Consider the following 15,124-nt stretch of genomic DNA (forward strand, 5'->3'; position numbering starts at 1 on the left):
TTGGGTAGCCGGAATTTTTCACCGCAAGATAAAGGGGTCAGGCGAAATGTGCTGCGACCCGCCGGACATGCGGCGCATTACGGTGTTCGAACAGATAGATGCCTTGCCACGTTCCCAGCACCATTTGACCTAAAGACACTGGAACAGACAGCGACACAGGCAATAGCGCGGCCTTGATATGGGCAGGCATATCGTCAGGGCCTTCGTAAGTATGCCGCAAATATGCCATGGCGGGATGATCGGATGGCGGAACCAGCCTTTCAAAAAAGGCGCGCAGATCCGTTTGCACTTCGGGATCGGCATTTTCCTGAATGGCCAGCGAGCACGATGTATGCCGCACAAACAACGTCAGCAAACCGTCGCCTGAGACCGAGTTGAGCCAGTTGCGCACGTCCGAGGTGAATTCGTACAGCCCCGGACCTTTCGTCGAAACAATAAACTCGGTCTGCATTCGGTTGTCAGTCCTGGATCAGTTGAAGAACGGGCGGACGTTGCAACGACCGTTTGCGCCCTGAACCGACATGCTTTCGCCGGGGGTAAAGCCGGACGATATCGAGCTGCTTTGCTGGGCAACCCCCCCTTTGGGCGGCGCTATCGAAAACTTAACGGAGGTCCGCCGCCCCGTTGCTTCACTAGGCCCGTAGCCACGCACAACGTAAATGCGCTGCTGCCAGCCGGCACCCAGTGTTCTGCGAGCAAAATCCGCAGCCGCGCACCAGTACCCGTCAACATCGCGTCGCGTTCGCGGAATTACTTCGAATACCGTACTGCTCAACGCGACCGTCTGATATCCATTGCGCGCGGCGGATGCAGTTACGGGCACACTCAATAAGAACGCGGCGGAAACCGCTAAAGTCACAACCTTTTTCATAATCATACTCTTTCCTGTTACGAGGTGATTTTTGAAATAGTATACTTCCTAAACGGGCAAAGCCGGTTCACAATCAATTCAGTCTTTGACCACCTGCGCGTGATCGGACGTTAACCAGCCCTGGTATCGGATCAAAGCCCCGAGGAACGGCATATCAGCAGACACGTCGAACCGGAACCGGCCTTCGCCATCCTCCCATTCCACGGTCCTTGAACGCGGTAGCATGAACTTAGGGCAAGGAATGCCCAAAAAGCTGAGACGCTTGATCCGGATCGACAAACGCCCATCCTCAAATATCGGCACGAGCCAAATTGAGAGCTGGCCAAATCGTTCACGGACACAGCCAAGGTCATGGTCATAGGTAAGCCGGGAGCGAGTTGTGTGACCATCAAAATCGCGTGTCCAGACCCAGACAGGCCCGTCTCGATCTACCTTGAGCTGCACCGCAACATCCTTACCCTCGGGTGGCATTTGCCCAAGGCGCAACGCCAATCCGATGAACCGCCCCGAACCCGTTTCGACCGTGCACCGGCCCGAATACTGACCAGAACCGCCATGCAGCATTTCGATGGCCTTTGGCAGCTCCGCCCGCGCGGGAATGGCCTGCAAAAAGGGATCCGGTTTCAATCAGAACCCCTCGGGCAGGAAACGGGACCGCAACGCAGGGTCCGGGACCATACACGTGGCCGAACGCCCAAAGATCGCGTACCGGTTTTTGGCAATCGCACGATACAGAGGATCTTTAACAAACCCAGGCAGAAGCCTGCAGACCGATAAAGCGGACCAGATCCCCGGTAAATGCCGCATGGCCGCTGCGAACGCATCCAGCCGCTGGTAAACCACGCCGTCGGCGACAACGAGGTTGGTTTCCAAATCCAGTGTGGGCAACCCAAGCTCAGAATACAACCTTTGACCTAAAGGAGACTGCGCGGTCGCAAATCTGAACCGTTGCACCTTGTCCCGCGCCACTATGAATTTAAAAAAAACCGAACACAGAACGCATTCTCCGTCAAAGACGATGAAATCCTGACCATCCGCCAGTTCAGTTGCTCGTTCGGTCATGTCAGATACGCCTGATAATTCCGTTGCATCAGACCATTACACCGCCGCATCAGTCGGGCAATGCGACACTGGGCATCATTGTGGGTTGAATGTGTCGGGGAGCCTCCGGCAGTCTGCACGACAAGTTTCCTGGGCTCTGACCTCATCCCCTAAAAGGTTCCAACCCGACAACGCGCGGAAAATAGTCATACTGGCGACTGCGGTCTTGCGTAATTCCGCCAATGTAATTTGAATATGTGACAGACGATACGCGCCCCTCCGAAAAGACAGCCAAAGTAGATAAAAGTTTAACACTCAGATTAAATGGTCGTAATAAATGGACGTCGATATTGCCCGCATTCAAGTGTTGGCCAGAACGCTGGATCAATGCGCGGAGGATTCCGCAGTTGTTGACCGTGTGTTTGCCAAATGCGGCGTCAGCCGCGAACACATAGCGCCGCCCGTAACGACATTCAGTGCGCACAAAGAAGCTCTTTTCGCCCGTTATGCTTGCGACGCGTTGAACGACGTTACTTTTTCAGCCCGGGCCGGGTTGGCGTTCACCGCATCATCCAGCGTGACCGCCTATATCAGTAAGTACTCGCGGGACCTGAAGCAGGTGGTGGAAAACACGTCGCGTTTTCACAGTCTTATCGACCCAGCATTGTCCTTCACCCTGCGGGTCGCGGGAAACTTCGCTGCAATCGAAGGTGACTGGAAGGACGCCAGTTTCGCCCGGTATCACCGACGGACCGAGTTTCTGATGTTTGCCGCGCTGGCGCGTATTCGTTCCCTGACGCAGACAAATTTCTTCCCTATCGAAATCAGGTTCCAACATGAGGTCGGTGCGAGCAGCAAGCGCTACCAAAAACTGGCGGGCTTTCCGGTGACCTTCGGAGCGGAAAGGCTGGAAATCGTCCTCACTTTGTCCTCGCTGGACTTGCCCGTGCCGACTTATGACCCGAGTTTACGGGAACACCTCCTAGCTTACGGTGACCGCATTTTGGCCGAACGCAGGCAGCCAACGCAACAGCTCAGGGCACAGGTCGAAGGGTTGATCACGCGATCCCTGCCCGGAACGATCATTCAGGCCGACGACGCGGCGGCCAATCTGGGTATGAGCCCACGCACCTTTGCACGGCGGTTGAATGAAGAAGGCACCAGTTATCGCGAGATCGTCGAAGACCTGAGATGCGATCTTGCGCAGACCTTTCTTACGGACGGGATTCCGTTGTCCGAAATTGCCTATTCGCTTGGCTACGCCGACCAGCCAGCCTTTTCGAACGCTTTCAAGAGGTGGACCGGTCAGGCCCCCAGCACATTCCGTAACCGCCTGGAGTCCTGACATTGGGTATGTGGCCGGGGGTCACCAGCGGCAACACCTCGCCCCGGCCTGTCCCATGAGTGGACCTTTAGGATATAGAGATCCTGCGGCCGTCAGCCTTGTGACTTCTCGCCAAATTGAATTGCAAACCGGACATCGTGATCATCACGTAAGCCGGAAAGAAAAAGGCGCCTCGATTAAGGCGCCTTTGACTTTACTGATCCAGGAAAGACCGCAACTTTCGCGACCGGCTGGGATGCTTCAGCTTCCGCAGCGCTTTCGCTTCGATCTGACGGATACGTTCGCGTGTCACGCTAAACTGCTGACCAACCTCTTCCAGCGTATGGTCGGTGTTCATACCGATGCCAAAGCGCATCCGCAGAACACGTTCTTCGCGCGGGGTAAGTGAGGCCAGAACCCGTGTGGTCGTTTCCTTGAGGTTCTCCTGAATGGCGCTGTCCAGCGGCAGCACGGCATTCTTGTCCTCGATGAAATCGCCCAGCTGGCTGTCTTCCTCGTCGCCAATCGGTGTTTCGAGCGAGATCGGTTCCTTGGCGATTTTCATCACTTTGCGAACCTTCTCAAGCGGCATCTGCAGCTTTTCAGCCAGTTCTTCCGGCGTCGGCTCGCGACCAATCTCGTGAAGCATCTGGCGACCGGTCCGAACCAGTTTGTTGATCGTTTCGATCATGTGGACCGGAATACGGATGGTTCGCGCCTGATCTGCGATGGAACGCGTGATCGCCTGACGGATCCACCAGGTCGCGTAGGTCGAGAACTTGTACCCCCGGCGGTATTCGAACTTGTCCACCGCCTTCATCAGGCCGATGTTACCTTCCTGAATAAGATCAAGGAATTGCAGGCCGCGGTTCGTGTACTTTTTGGCGATCGAGATCACCAGACGCAGGTTGGCCTCGACCATTTCCTTCTTGGCCTGACGCGCCTCTTTTTCGCCCTTCTGAACCTGCTGTACGATGCGGCGGAATTCGCTGATATCCAGACCGACATATTGACCGACCTGAGCCATATCGTTGCGCAGTTCCTCGACCTTCGCGGTCGAGCGTTCGATAAACATCTGCCAGCCCCGGCCCGGCTTGTCGGCCATCTCGGCCAGCCAGTTCGGATCCAGCTCGCGGCCACGATAAGCCTCGATGAACTCGCGACGGTTGATGCGAGCCTGGTCAGCCAGCTTCACCATCGCGCTGTCCAGCGACATGATCCGGCGGTTGATACCGTACAACTGGTCGATCAGAGCTTCGATCCGGTTGTTGTGCAGATGCAGGCCGTTCACCAACTCCACAATCTCGGCACGCAGTTTCTGATAGGTTTCTTCGTCCTTCGCAGAGAACGTGCCGTCTTCGTTCAGGGTAGCCGAAATCCGGCTGTCCTGCATTTCCGACAACATGGCGAAGTCGGTCGAGATCCGTTCCAGCGTGGTCAGAACCTGATCCTTCAGCGCGGCTTCCATCGCGGCCAGCGACATGTTGGCCTGATCGTCATCATCGTCGTCGTCATCGTTGTTCAGCGGATTGCCATCGGCATCCAGTTCGGGACCGGTTTCCTTGGCAGGCTTCGCCGCCTGAACGGCAGACGTATCGACAACAGGCTCTTCAACACCGCCGTCTTCATCCAACTGGTTGCCGAACGTGGCCTCCAGGTCAATGACGTCGCGCAGCAGAATGTCTTCCGACAGCAATTCGTCGTGCCAGATGGTGATCGCCTGGAAGGTCAGCGGGCTTTCGCACAGACCAGCAATCATAGTGTTACGCCCTGCTTCGATCCGCTTGGCGATGGCGATCTCGCCCTCACGGCTCAGCAGTTCGACACTGCCCATTTCGCGCAGATACATGCGCACAGGGTCATCGGTGCGATCCAGCTTTTCAGTGGCGGCACCGGCCAGCGCAACCTCACGATTGCTATCGGTGGTGGTCAGTTCGGTCGAGCCTTTATTCTCTTCCTCTTCGGCCTCTTCATCTTCGATGATGTTGATGCCCATCTCGGACAGCATCGACATAACGTCTTCGATCTGTTCCGAGCTCACCTGATCAGGCGGCAGAACCTGATTGAGCTGATCGTAGGTGATGTAGCCTTTCTCGCGAGCCTCAGCGATCATCTTCTTGACCTGGGCCTGGCTCATGTCCAGCGAGATTTCCTGTTCCTGCTCTTCGGATTTGCGATCTTCGGTCGTGTCTTTGGCGGCCATTCAATGCTCCTGCAGGGATGGGTGATTCGTTTGAACCGAATCATTAGCGCGTAGAAGTGATTCGGCCACCCGTTTACCCGTTTTTCTTTTCCAGTGCCTTACGAAAACATCACTTTAACGACGTTTCCGTTCAAAATTGATGCCAGACATGATCGCCTTAAACGCGTCTTTCTCGTCGCGGTTGATTCGCGCGCCATTGTCGGCGATGTCGAAAACCGCCCTGTCCTCATTCTGGCTGCGGCTCGTGCGGTTACGCTCTTCGGCGGCTTGCGCCAGCCGATATGTCAGCGCCTCATCGGCCAGATCGGACAATTCCTCTGCAGCTTCGGCAATCTCGGCATCCAACCCCCGGAGCGCTTTGATTTTTGCGAGTTCCTCGGCCAGCGTGATCTCGGCCTTTTCAACGTCGCCTGGTTTGAACACACAGGGGATTACTGCGACATGGCGAAGGGCCAGCAGGTTTTCAAGGATTGCGGGGCCTAAAGTTTCAATAATGTGGTCTTTCAGATGATCCGGATCGTCGATGGCGTGCCTTAGGATGGCAGCGCGTAGTGCAGCGTGATCGGGATCATGGCATTCCATTTCTTCCAGCTGGTGCTCGAATTGGATCACAACAGTGGGGTTCAGGACAGCGATTGCCAGAATGGCGGCTTCGCGCATTCGGATGTCTGCATTTTCCGAAGACGCCAGAAAAGAAGCGCGCGCGCCCGGAGTTGCGGCCTGTTTTTGTGGCTGCCACTTGCCGCGCGGTTGCCATTGGCGGTTTTGCGGTTGGCGTTGTGGGCGGAACAGCTGCCAGCGCAGATCCTTAATCTCCTGTCCGTAGTGAGAACGGATCGAGGGGTCTCGGATCAGCTTGATCTTTTCCTTCAGCGATTTATCCAGCGCCGCCTTACGCTCGGGGCTATCGAACACTTTCCCTTCGGTCTCACGCTGCCACAGCAGCTTGACCATAGGAATCGCGCTTTCCAACACCGCCTGCACGGCCCCCGGCCCTTCGGCGCGCAGCAAATCGTCGGGGTCTTTGCCCTCGGGCATCAGCGCAAAGCGCAGGGATTTGCCGGCCTCCAACAACGGCAGAGCCAGATCGACCGCCCGCATCGCAGCGCGCAAACCCGCCGTGTCACCATCCAGTGCGATAATCGGCTCATCCGAAATACGCCACAGGAGTTGTAGCTGATTTTCCGTGATGGCAGTGCCCAACGGTGCAACCGACGCTCCAAACCCAGCCTCAGCCAGTGCGATCACGTCCATGTACCCTTCGGCCACAATCAGCGGCTGACCCTTTCCCGCCGCCTGTCGGGCAGGTCCGTGGTTATAGAGGCTGCGTCCTTTGTCAAAAAGCTCGGTCTCGGGCGAGTTCAGATACTTCGCATTGTCACTGGGGTCCATTGCCCGCCCGCCAAACGCAATGCAGCGTCCACGCGGATCGCGGATCGGGTACATGATCCGGTTGCGGAAGGTGTCATAGGGTTTCTTGCCTTTGTTGGAAGGTTTTGCCAGACCTGCGCCAAGGATCAGATCCTCGGCCACGTTTTTACCGCGCAGGTGATCCCAAAGGGCTTGCCAACTGTCCGGTGCAAATCCGATCTCCCACCGGTCCAGCGCTTGCGCGTCCAAGCCCCGGCGCGTCAGATAATCACGCGCGGCGCCCCCTGCCCCAGTTTTGAGCTGCAGGCGAAAGAACTGCGTCGCCTGCTCCATAACTTCAGCCAGTTGAGACCGGCGATCCTGTTTTTCTTGTGCCTTGGGGTCCCGCGCGGGCATCGGCATCCCAGCCTCACGCGCCAGAATCTCCACTGCCTCGATGAAGGAGACATTCTCGGTCTCTTTTACAAAACTGATCGCGTCGCCCTTGGCGTGACATCCGAAGCAGTAATAGAAGCCCTTCTGATCATCGACATGAAAGGACGCCGTCTTTTCGTGGTGAAACGGGCACGGCGCCCACATGTCCCCTTTGCCCTGGTTGGACTTGCGCTGATCCCACATGACTTTTCGGCCGACGACCTGAGACAGGCTCAACCGGGTGCGCAGTTCATCCAGAAATCCGGGGGGCAAAGACATGGGTCAAGCTTGGCAGAAATGGAAACGCGCGCCAAGGGTATGACGCGCGGTTGTCCACAAGGAAATGATGAGGCTGTGGATTATTGCTGCATACACAACTCAAGCCATGCGGCACCCAGATCCTTTTTGCGCACATCGCGCATCTTTTGCTCATAGACCCAAGGCGTAATCAGGGGAATCGCCGCGTTGTAGTTTTCGGGCCAGGTCGGGCCGGTGTCAGCCACGGCCTGGGGCACATCGCGTTCTTTGACGCGGTCCAGCCGAGCCTGCTGAATCGCCTTAACAACATCTGCTTGATATTGGCAGCTTTGTTCTTTGCTCTCTTCTGCGGCCAATGGTGTGGCCAGCAAGGCAGCAGCGATCGCGATACGCAACATGGGGTACTCCGGTAATCGATTCTTTCGCAGCAGCTTACCCGCCGCTGGCGGTGCCTGCCATGACCGTTTTCAAAGTACGATTTGTGGCGGACTGATCCGGTGTCAAGTTTTTGGGGCAATCTGACATAAGCCTGATTGCCCCTGAGTTCAGACCATTACAACCCTTTGGCGCGATAGCTTTTTGCGACCCGGTCGATCGCAACGATATAGGCCGCGGTCCGCAGATCCTCGACGTCCGCACGATCGTGCCAAACCTCACGCATCGACTGGTAAGCAATTCGCATGGTGTCATCGAGACCCGAGCGCACCAGTTCCAACTCGTCCGCGCCCTTGAGGTACTTGGACTTGAAGTTCGGAGACATCGACCAGGCATCGCCAAGGTACCGATCCAAACGTTCAAGTTCGCTGACAATCAGTTCGTGTCGCGCTTCTTCCTGACGACGTTGCATGCGGCCGAAGCGAATGTGGCTCAGGTTCTTGACCCATTCGAAATAGGACACCGTCACACCACCAGCATTTGCGTACATATCCGGAATGATGACCGTGCCTTTCTTACGCAGGATCTCGTCTGCACCAGCGGTAACAGGACCATTCGCAGCTTCGATGATCAACGGTGCTTTGATCCGGTCAGCGTTGGAGAGGTTGATGACGCCCTCCAAAGCGGCCGGAATAAGGATGTCGCACTCTTCCTCGAGAACTGCACCGCCCTCTGCCGAGTGCGTCGCATCCGGATAGTCACTGACACCGCCATGTTTGACGATCCACTGACGCACCGATTCCACGTCAATTCCATCGGGATTATAAAGCGCGCCATCCCATTCGATGATGCCCACGATTCGTGAGCCATCCTCTTCGCTGAGGAATTTCGCAGCGTGGTATCCCACGTTGCCCAACCCCTGAACAATGATGCGCTTGCCGTCCAGCTTACCGGACAGGCCTGCCTTCTTGATATCTTCCGGGTGGCGGAAAAACTCGCGCAGAGCATACTGGATACCCCGGCCCGTTGCCTCGACCCGGCCAGCGATACCCCCGGCATTCAGCGGCTTACCTGTCACACAAGCGCGCGCGTTAATGTCCGTGGTGTTCATCCGGGCATACTGATCCGCCATCCACGCCATCTCACGCTCACCCGTCCCCATGTCGGGGGCCGGCACGTTTTGCGACGGGTTGATAAGGTCTCGCTTGGCCAGTTCATACGCAAAGCGGCGCGTGATCTGTTCCAACTCGTGCTCTTCGTACTTACGCGGGTCGATACGCAAACCACCTTTGGACCCGCCAAAAGGCGTTTCGACCAAAGCACATTTATAGGTCATCAGAGCAGCAAGCGCCTCGACCTCATCCTGGTTCACGGCCGTTGCATAGCGTATCCCGCCTTTAACGGGCTCCATATGCTCGGAATGGACCGAGCGGTATCCGGTGAACGTGTGAATATCGCCACGCAGTCGAACACCGAAGCGAACCGTGTAGGTGGCGTTGCAGACCCGGATTTTCTCTTCCAGCCCTGGCGGAAGATCCATCAGGGACGCCGCCCTGTTAAACATCAGGTCTACACTCTCGCGAAAGCTGGGTTCATTAGTGGCCGTCATTTAATCCTCCGTGCCAACGAACGACTGGCGTTCTGACGTTTTGTCGCACCCATTGGGTAAACGATCAATATTTAAGCAGAAATAAAACGGCAAAATCATCGTGAATATCTTTGAGCGGGGTTGAGTCGCGTCTTCTGCCCGAACCAGCGAAATTGTCCCCCGACCGAAAACAGAGAGCCCAAAGATCAGCAATTATCCCTAGCCCACGGGCAAACTTGCCAATTACCTGGCGAATTTGCCCAATTCACGCCACGTTTCGCCGTTATTTATCAAACGTTAACTTTTCCTTAGCAGCGTCGTATGTCTGCTCAGCGGGGACTGCAAAATGGCAAGACGAATTTTTAGAAACGTCTCGAACGGCATTAAAGAAAAAGAATCGAAAGCCCGACGCTTTGCCCGGAACGAAGACGGATCGTTCATCGTTTTCGTGGTTCTCACCTTCTTGTTGATCGTCGCGACGACCGGAATGGGCGTCGATATGATGAACTTCGAGCGTGATCGGGCTAATCTTCAGGCAACACTTGACCGTGCAGTTCTTGCAGCAGCTGACCTTGACCAGACACTGCCTCCTTCGGATGTTGTGAAATCCTATCTGGCGACGTCGGGTTCGCCCGGTACACTCGTAGGCGAACCCATAGTTGTCTCGGGTCTGGGGTCACGTAAAGTGACGGCCACCGCTGACGTCCTCGTCAATACCAATTTCATGAGGCTTTCAGGTGTGAAAACACTTAAGGCCCGCGTCACCAGCACAGCTGAAGAATCCATTGGCTCGGTCGAGATTTCGCTGGTGCTTGATATGTCAGGATCAATGAACGACCCTTCGGCCGAAGCGGGAAAGACGAAGATTCAAGTTCTTCGCTCTGCAGCCAAGGACTTTGTTACGCTGATGCTCAACAAGACTGGTGAAAGCAAAATTTCCATGTCGATCATCCCCTATGCGACTCAGGTTAACGCGGGCGAAGGGATCCTTGGAAAGTTCACGAAAGTATCGTCAGAACACGACTATTCTCACTGCCTTAACTTCTCGGGCAGCCAGTTCAGCGACGCATCTATTGATCCTAATGCGGTGCACGAGCGGACAGCGCACTTTGACCCGTGGAGATACTCGAACGGGGCTGAGCAATATCCAAAATACCGAGTCTGCCCGACTCGTGCTGGCAGTGAAATCACCCCGGTAACAGATGATATCGACGTATTGCACCAACGGATTGATCAGCTGACAGCCAGCGGCAACACGTCGATTGACCTGGGTATGAAGTGGGGCAGCGCGATGTTGGACCCCCAGTTCAGGGGTATTGTAAGCAAATTGGCACAAGAGGGAACGGTTCCGACCAAGTACAATAATCGCCCGGAAGAATACAATTCAGATGTACTGAAAATCGTCATTGTGATGACGGACGGGAAAAATACGAGCCAGTACTTCTTGAAAGATGAATTCCGCAGCGGCGAAACGGAAGTTTGGTTTAACCCAGAATACGATCGAGGTAACGGCAAGACAGGCGAATACAGCATTCGCTATTCCCGGGACCCGGATCGTTGGGTCTGGATGCAGCATACCGAAAAAAACGGTGGCAGCTACGTGACTGCCGATCACCCGTTTGGAAACCCCGAAAATGAGAACTCTTCGAATGAAGAGGTCGGAACATCTGTTCGCTTGAACTATCCGGACTTGTTCAATCTGGCATCCCTTTGGTGGAATGCTAAGAACAATTTTTACTGGCAGAACAATCACGAAAACTATTGGTATTGGGATGCACGTTCCTCGGTCGGTGGATCAACAAAGGACACGCGAACAAAAAACATCTGTACTGCCGCGAAGAACAAGGGCGTAATCGTCTACGGTATCGCTTTTGAAGCGCCCAGCCACGGACTGACTACGATCAAGAACTGCGCTAGCTCAGACAGCCATGTCTACAACGTTGATGAATTCAATGATCCCGAGGGCATCTCTTTGGAAGAAGCGTTTGCTTCTATCGCGTCTTCGATCAAAAAGCTGAGACTGACCCAATGATACGGAAAACACTGGCAAAAGTGGTGCGTTTCAAACGCACGGAAGACGGCAATGTTACGCTCGAGTTCGTGCTTTTGTTCCCATCGCTCCTCCTCTTTATTGTCGGCGCAATGGAGTATGCCTTTGTGACGATGCAACAATCCATGCTGGAAAGGTCGGTCGATCTGGTTGTACGCGATATTCGCCTGGGTACCGGAAAGGCATTTACCCATGACCAGATCAAAAAATCGATTTGCGATCGCACTCTCATGGTCAACGATTGTGATCAAAACCTTCGCTTGGAAATGATCGTTCAAAACGCGTATGAGGGAATAAACCTGCCCGAACAGCCAGATTGCACCGACAACTCGGAAGAGGTCAAACCGGTTCGGAGCTTCAAAAATGGTCAAGCCAACGAACTGATGATCTTACGGGCGTGCGCCAAGGTCGATCCTCTGTTGCGAACGACCCAAATGAGGCGCGCTCTGGTCGACGAAACCGGGCAGATTGCCCTCACGGCCACAACTGCATTTGTACAGGAGCCTTGAGAACGGCATGGCCATTTTTTCAAAGATTCGTGGATTTCTGGGGCGCGCAAAGCGTGACGAGCGGGGATCGCTGACGGTTGAATATGTCCTTATCTTCCCTCTGCTGGTGTGGACGGTAACCGGCACTTACAGCTTTTTTGACGGCTTCCGCCAAAGTGCTGCCAACCTGAAGGCAGCTTATACAATCGGTGACCTGATCTCACGGGAATCCTACTCGCTCACAGATACTTATTTTAAATCGCTATTTATTCTGATGGACCGGATGGTTGGTAATGAGTCGCAACTCGAAATGCGGGTGACGGTGATCAGATATGATGAGGAAGACAAACGCCATTATGTGATGGGGAACACCAGATGCGGTTTTACAGCAAACTGGGAAAACGGCAGCATCGGACAACTGAAAGACAGCCTTCCGCCTATGCCTGATCAGGATACGCTGATCCTTGTTGAAACAAGAAACAGGTACGTCCCGACGTTCAATATTAGCTGGCTGGCCGACGACTACACATTCGACAATTTTGTCTTCACGCGGCCTCGCTTTAACGACAAGGTCGCTTGGGCTGCGTCGGATCAGTTTTGTCAGCAGACTGTACCAACAGTGTAGTCAGCACCTCAGACATAAACTTAGTCTCTGCCGCAGAGGTCATCCCACCGACGCCAATACGGTGACCGACACGCCACCATAAACCTGGCGCCCAAGTGTTGGGCGCCTTTTTACGCGTGCAAACCAAAAACCCGTTCGAGGGTTTGAAGGCGAAGACGCCGCGCTCGACGGTCTCGATATCCTCAACCTTTGCAATGAGTTGCCCTGCCCCAGTTCGAAGCTCTGTTTCGGTCAGCTCGATCCAGTCGTTGGTGGCTTGCCACATGCGGTAAGCCAACCAAAAGGCGCCTGCTCCGACCGCAAGCAAAAAGACCAGCCAAGCCGGTTCCGGCGGGGTAGCGAGCGCGACATAAAGCACCAGCGCGCCCACGATCGACAGCATTCCCACGCCAATCCAGCGCCTCGGTGCTGACGGTTTGACCGTGGCCAGTATTTCCTGTTGCATTGTCATCCCCTGCTCTGCTCCGCCCGGGTTTAACTGCTTTGACGGTCGAAAAACAGAGGGCATCTTACCCTCGATTTTTGCACAGCCAGCGTGTTTGCACGCGAATTGACGCAGATCGTGCACAGGTTACATGATCCTCACAACACCAGGAGGCCAACATGTCCCTTAGACCGACACTGGAAACCCGCAAAGCCGTTCCGACGATGGAAGGCGCAGGCGTCAAGCTACATCGGGCATTCGGGTTTCAGGACCCGTCCGAGCTCGACCCGTTTCTGTTGTTCGACGACTTTCGAAACGAGCGCCCGCAGGACTATCAGGCGGGTTTCCCCTGGCATCCTCATCGCGGCATCGAGACGATCACCTATGTTCTGTCTGGGACCGTCGAGCACTCGGATTCCCTCGGCAACACGGGCACGCTCGGCGCGGGTGATGTCCAGTGGATGACGGCAGGGTCCGGGATCCTGCATCAGGAAATGCCCAAAGGGAACGATGTCGGCCAGATGCACGGGTTCCAGCTTTGGGGGAATCTGCCATCGGACCAGAAAATGACTGCGCCGCGCTATCAGGACGTTCAAAGCAAGGACATACCAGAGATCACCGATGACGACGGCACCACAGTGCGCGTCATCGTTGGCGAGTTCTGGGGCAAGACAGGTCCCGTGGACGGCATCGCTGCAGATCCGCAATATCTGGACGTTCAGATCCCGGCCGGAGTGAAGAAGACCTTTCGCATCGACACATATCGCCGGGCATTTGCCTATGTCTTCCAAGGTCAAGCCGCATTCGCTGACGCGTCACAACCCACTGGTGTACTTCTGGAAAAAGAAGTCGCCGGGCAAGAGGTCAACATTCGCGACATGTCTGGGGATCGAACACTCGTACGGTTTGGAACCGGCGACGAAGTCACGGTTCAAGCCGGGCCTGAAGGTGTTCGCTTTCTGCTGATTTCCGGCGCACCAATTGACGAGCCGGTCGCCTGGCATGGTCCGATCGTCATGAATACACGAGCAGAACTGGAGCAGGCGTTCCGCGAGTTGCGGAATGGCACATTCATCCGTGCCGCTCACTGATAAAGGCAATTTGGTCAGGCGGTTACGGCGCGCCTGACCATATCCCAATAGACCTGCTCGACCTCGTCCAGCGACAATCGTCCACCTGTCCGGTACCAGGTCATCACACCGTTCAACATGGCAATCACCGCCAGCGTTGCGATCTTGGTATCGGCAACCGAGAAAAGCCCTGCCTCTTGTCCATCCCTCAGAATGGTCTCAAGCGAGTCCTCATAAGTCCTGCGCAATCCCTCGATTTCAGAGAAATTTTCGGGAGTGAGATTGCGTAACTCCATATAGGCGATGAACACCTCATCCGGCCTCTGCAAGTGAAACCGAATGTGAAAGCCCACAAAACGGCGCAACGCACCTTCTGCATCCCCCGGTTTGCCCAGTTCAGCGTAGGCTGACAACAGGTCTTGCATGTGGTCATGCATCAGACGGAACAACAGGCTCTGTTTATCCGGCGTGTAATTGTACAGCGCGCCGGCCTGCACGCCGACTTCCTTCGCGATCTGTCGCATGGACACAGCGGCATAGCCATGCCGAGCAAAAAGTCCCAGCGCAGCCTTGCGGATGCGCGGGCCGGTGATGTCTGAATGTGAACCTTGGGTACGTGCCATTGCATCACCGTATATGAACGCATGTTCATATAGAACCCCGCTTGAACGACCGCCGCAAAAGGTGCATCACGGTGTCAGTCGCCATTGAAAGGGTTCTGGATGAAACCCCTGCCATTGCTGGTTCTGTTTCTGACTTGCGCAGCGTGCGCCGACTTTCCGGAGTTGGAAGGGCGCGAGCTGCCGAATGTGCGTTCGGCAGCGTACCCTAAGCTGATCCCGGTTCAGGACATTCTGGGCCCGCCAGTGGACCCCGTGAGCGAAGCGGCTGAGGTCGAAGAGGATCTGACGGCGCGCAGCGAAGCGCTGGTGAAAAAGGCCGAAGCGCTGCAAAATGCCGAAATAAACTAGCCTTCATCATTTCAAACGCCTGTATCCACTGTCTCGGATTGCGCCCCGGCG

The 15,124-nt window shown here is 55.4% G+C and carries 16 protein-coding genes; 6 read left to right on the plus strand and 10 right to left on the minus strand.

Annotation, left to right across the window (positions count from 1 at the left end; translation table 11 throughout):
- Positions 1–37 precede the first annotated feature (37 nt).
- The 4 genes from ACR0AA_RS20385 to ACR0AA_RS20400 all read right to left on the minus strand — a co-directional run bounded on the left by ACR0AA_RS20385 (position 38) and on the right by ACR0AA_RS20400 (position 1,933).
- Positions 38–451 (minus strand): secondary thiamine-phosphate synthase enzyme YjbQ, encoded by a 414-nt coding sequence (locus ACR0AA_RS20385; protein WP_480757054.1) that lies wholly within the window; start codon positions 449–451, stop codon positions 38–40.
- Between the two features lie 18 nt (positions 452–469).
- Positions 470–877, minus strand: coding sequence for a hypothetical protein (locus tag ACR0AA_RS20390; protein WP_480663452.1), 408 nt, complete (start codon positions 875–877; stop codon positions 470–472).
- Between the two features lie 72 nt (positions 878–949).
- Complete coding sequence (locus ACR0AA_RS20395) at positions 950–1,498, minus strand: DUF4166 domain-containing protein (protein WP_480663454.1); 549 nt, start codon at positions 1,496–1,498, stop codon at positions 950–952.
- The gene (locus ACR0AA_RS20400) at positions 1,499–1,933 is read right to left on the minus strand and encodes a thiol-disulfide oxidoreductase DCC family protein (RefSeq protein WP_480757056.1); all 435 of its coding nucleotides are present in this window, start codon (positions 1,931–1,933) and stop codon (positions 1,499–1,501) included.
- Between the two features lie 316 nt (positions 1,934–2,249).
- On the opposite strand from ACR0AA_RS20400, the gene ACR0AA_RS20405 reads away from it, so the two are divergent.
- Entirely contained in the window at positions 2,250–3,257 is a 1,008-nt protein-coding gene (locus ACR0AA_RS20405) for a helix-turn-helix domain-containing protein (RefSeq protein ID WP_480663458.1), read from the plus strand.
- 193 nt (positions 3,258–3,450) lie between these two features.
- Here ACR0AA_RS20405 and rpoD read toward each other — a convergent pair whose 3' ends face one another.
- From rpoD to ACR0AA_RS20425, 4 genes are all read right to left on the minus strand, one after another.
- Positions 3,451–5,439 (minus strand): RNA polymerase sigma factor RpoD, encoded by a 1,989-nt coding sequence (gene rpoD, locus ACR0AA_RS20410; protein WP_480663460.1) that lies wholly within the window; start codon positions 5,437–5,439, stop codon positions 3,451–3,453.
- Between the two features lie 114 nt (positions 5,440–5,553).
- Positions 5,554–7,503 (minus strand): DNA primase, encoded by a 1,950-nt coding sequence (gene dnaG / locus ACR0AA_RS20415; RefSeq protein ID WP_480757059.1) that lies wholly within the window; start codon positions 7,501–7,503, stop codon positions 5,554–5,556.
- Between the two features lie 80 nt (positions 7,504–7,583).
- Complete coding sequence (locus tag ACR0AA_RS20420) at positions 7,584–7,880, minus strand: hypothetical protein (RefSeq protein WP_480663464.1); 297 nt, start codon at positions 7,878–7,880, stop codon at positions 7,584–7,586.
- A 155-nt stretch (positions 7,881–8,035) separates the two neighbouring features.
- Positions 8,036–9,466 carry a Glu/Leu/Phe/Val family dehydrogenase gene (locus ACR0AA_RS20425; RefSeq protein ID WP_480663466.1) on the minus strand — a complete coding sequence of 477 codons (1,431 nt, stop codon included), beginning with the start codon at positions 9,464–9,466 and terminating at the stop codon, positions 8,036–8,038.
- A 325-nt stretch (positions 9,467–9,791) separates the two neighbouring features.
- On the opposite strand from ACR0AA_RS20425, the gene ACR0AA_RS20430 reads away from it, so the two are divergent.
- Genes ACR0AA_RS20430 through ACR0AA_RS20440 form a run of 3 tightly spaced genes read left to right on the plus strand, consistent with a single transcriptional unit; the run spans position 9,792 to position 12,608 of the window.
- The gene (locus ACR0AA_RS20430; protein ID WP_480757063.1) at positions 9,792–11,477 is read left to right on the plus strand and encodes a TadE/TadG family type IV pilus assembly protein; all 1,686 of its coding nucleotides are present in this window, start codon (positions 9,792–9,794) and stop codon (positions 11,475–11,477) included.
- The gene (locus ACR0AA_RS20435) at positions 11,474–12,004 is read left to right on the plus strand and encodes a TadE/TadG family type IV pilus assembly protein (protein WP_480757065.1); all 531 of its coding nucleotides are present in this window, start codon (positions 11,474–11,476) and stop codon (positions 12,002–12,004) included. The genes ACR0AA_RS20430 and ACR0AA_RS20435 overlap by 4 nt, the downstream gene beginning before the upstream one ends.
- 7 nt (positions 12,005–12,011) lie before the next feature.
- Positions 12,012–12,608, plus strand: coding sequence for a TadE/TadG family type IV pilus assembly protein (locus ACR0AA_RS20440; RefSeq protein WP_480663472.1), 597 nt, complete (start codon positions 12,012–12,014; stop codon positions 12,606–12,608).
- Here the strand turns inward: ACR0AA_RS20440 and ACR0AA_RS20445 are convergent.
- On the minus strand, positions 12,544–13,053 hold the full coding sequence (locus tag ACR0AA_RS20445) for a hypothetical protein (protein WP_480663473.1): 510 nt from the start codon (positions 13,051–13,053) through the stop codon (positions 12,544–12,546). The two genes, ACR0AA_RS20440 and ACR0AA_RS20445, sit on opposite strands and share 65 nt — an antisense overlap.
- Before the next feature lie 158 nt (positions 13,054–13,211).
- Here ACR0AA_RS20445 and ACR0AA_RS20450 point away from each other — a divergent pair, with 158 nt between their 5' ends.
- Positions 13,212–14,123, plus strand: a complete 912-nt coding sequence (locus tag ACR0AA_RS20450; protein WP_480663475.1) for a pirin family protein — start codon at positions 13,212–13,214, stop codon at positions 14,121–14,123.
- Between the two features lie 14 nt (positions 14,124–14,137).
- On the opposite strand, the gene ACR0AA_RS20455 is transcribed toward ACR0AA_RS20450, so the two are convergent.
- A complete protein-coding gene (locus ACR0AA_RS20455; RefSeq protein WP_480757068.1) occupies positions 14,138–14,725 on the minus strand; it encodes a TetR/AcrR family transcriptional regulator in 588 nt (195 codons plus the stop codon).
- 99 nt (positions 14,726–14,824) lie between these two features.
- Between ACR0AA_RS20455 and ACR0AA_RS20460 the strand changes: the two genes are divergently transcribed.
- On the plus strand, positions 14,825–15,073 hold the full coding sequence (locus ACR0AA_RS20460) for a hypothetical protein (RefSeq protein WP_480757070.1): 249 nt from the start codon (positions 14,825–14,827) through the stop codon (positions 15,071–15,073).
- Positions 15,074–15,124 lie beyond the last annotated feature (51 nt).

Source organism: Ruegeria sp. CE8, from assembly GCF_056537465.1.

What these genes read in the sequence shown, in the direction of transcription:
- ACR0AA_RS20385 (WP_480757054.1), bottom strand. Translation starts at nt 451, where the DNA reads ATGCAGACCGAGTTTATTGTTTCGACGAAAGGTCCGGGGCTGTACGAA.
- ACR0AA_RS20390 (WP_480663452.1), bottom strand. Translation starts at nt 877, where the DNA reads ATGATTATGAAAAAGGTTGTGACTTTAGCGGTTTCCGCCGCGTTCTTA.
- ACR0AA_RS20400 (WP_480757056.1), bottom strand. Translation starts at nt 1,933, where the DNA reads ATGACCGAACGAGCAACTGAACTGGCGGATGGTCAGGATTTCATCGTC.
- ACR0AA_RS20405 (WP_480663458.1), top strand. Translation starts at nt 2,250, where the DNA reads ATGGACGTCGATATTGCCCGCATTCAAGTGTTGGCCAGAACGCTGGAT.
- rpoD (WP_480663460.1), bottom strand. Translation starts at nt 5,439, where the DNA reads ATGGCCGCCAAAGACACGACCGAAGATCGCAAATCCGAAGAGCAGGAA.
- dnaG (WP_480757059.1), bottom strand. Translation starts at nt 7,503, where the DNA reads ATGTCTTTGCCCCCCGGATTTCTGGATGAACTGCGCACCCGGTTGAGC.
- ACR0AA_RS20420 (WP_480663464.1), bottom strand. Translation starts at nt 7,880, where the DNA reads ATGTTGCGTATCGCGATCGCTGCTGCCTTGCTGGCCACACCATTGGCC.
- ACR0AA_RS20425 (WP_480663466.1), bottom strand. Translation starts at nt 9,466, where the DNA reads ATGACGGCCACTAATGAACCCAGCTTTCGCGAGAGTGTAGACCTGATG.
- ACR0AA_RS20430 (WP_480757063.1), top strand. Translation starts at nt 9,792, where the DNA reads ATGGCAAGACGAATTTTTAGAAACGTCTCGAACGGCATTAAAGAAAAA.
- ACR0AA_RS20435 (WP_480757065.1), top strand. Translation starts at nt 11,474, where the DNA reads ATGATACGGAAAACACTGGCAAAAGTGGTGCGTTTCAAACGCACGGAA.
- ACR0AA_RS20440 (WP_480663472.1), top strand. Translation starts at nt 12,012, where the DNA reads ATGGCCATTTTTTCAAAGATTCGTGGATTTCTGGGGCGCGCAAAGCGT.
- ACR0AA_RS20445 (WP_480663473.1), bottom strand. Translation starts at nt 13,053, where the DNA reads ATGCAACAGGAAATACTGGCCACGGTCAAACCGTCAGCACCGAGGCGC.
- ACR0AA_RS20450 (WP_480663475.1), top strand. Translation starts at nt 13,212, where the DNA reads ATGTCCCTTAGACCGACACTGGAAACCCGCAAAGCCGTTCCGACGATG.
- ACR0AA_RS20455 (WP_480757068.1), bottom strand. Translation starts at nt 14,725, where the DNA reads ATGGCACGTACCCAAGGTTCACATTCAGACATCACCGGCCCGCGCATC.
- ACR0AA_RS20460 (WP_480757070.1), top strand. Translation starts at nt 14,825, where the DNA reads ATGAAACCCCTGCCATTGCTGGTTCTGTTTCTGACTTGCGCAGCGTGC.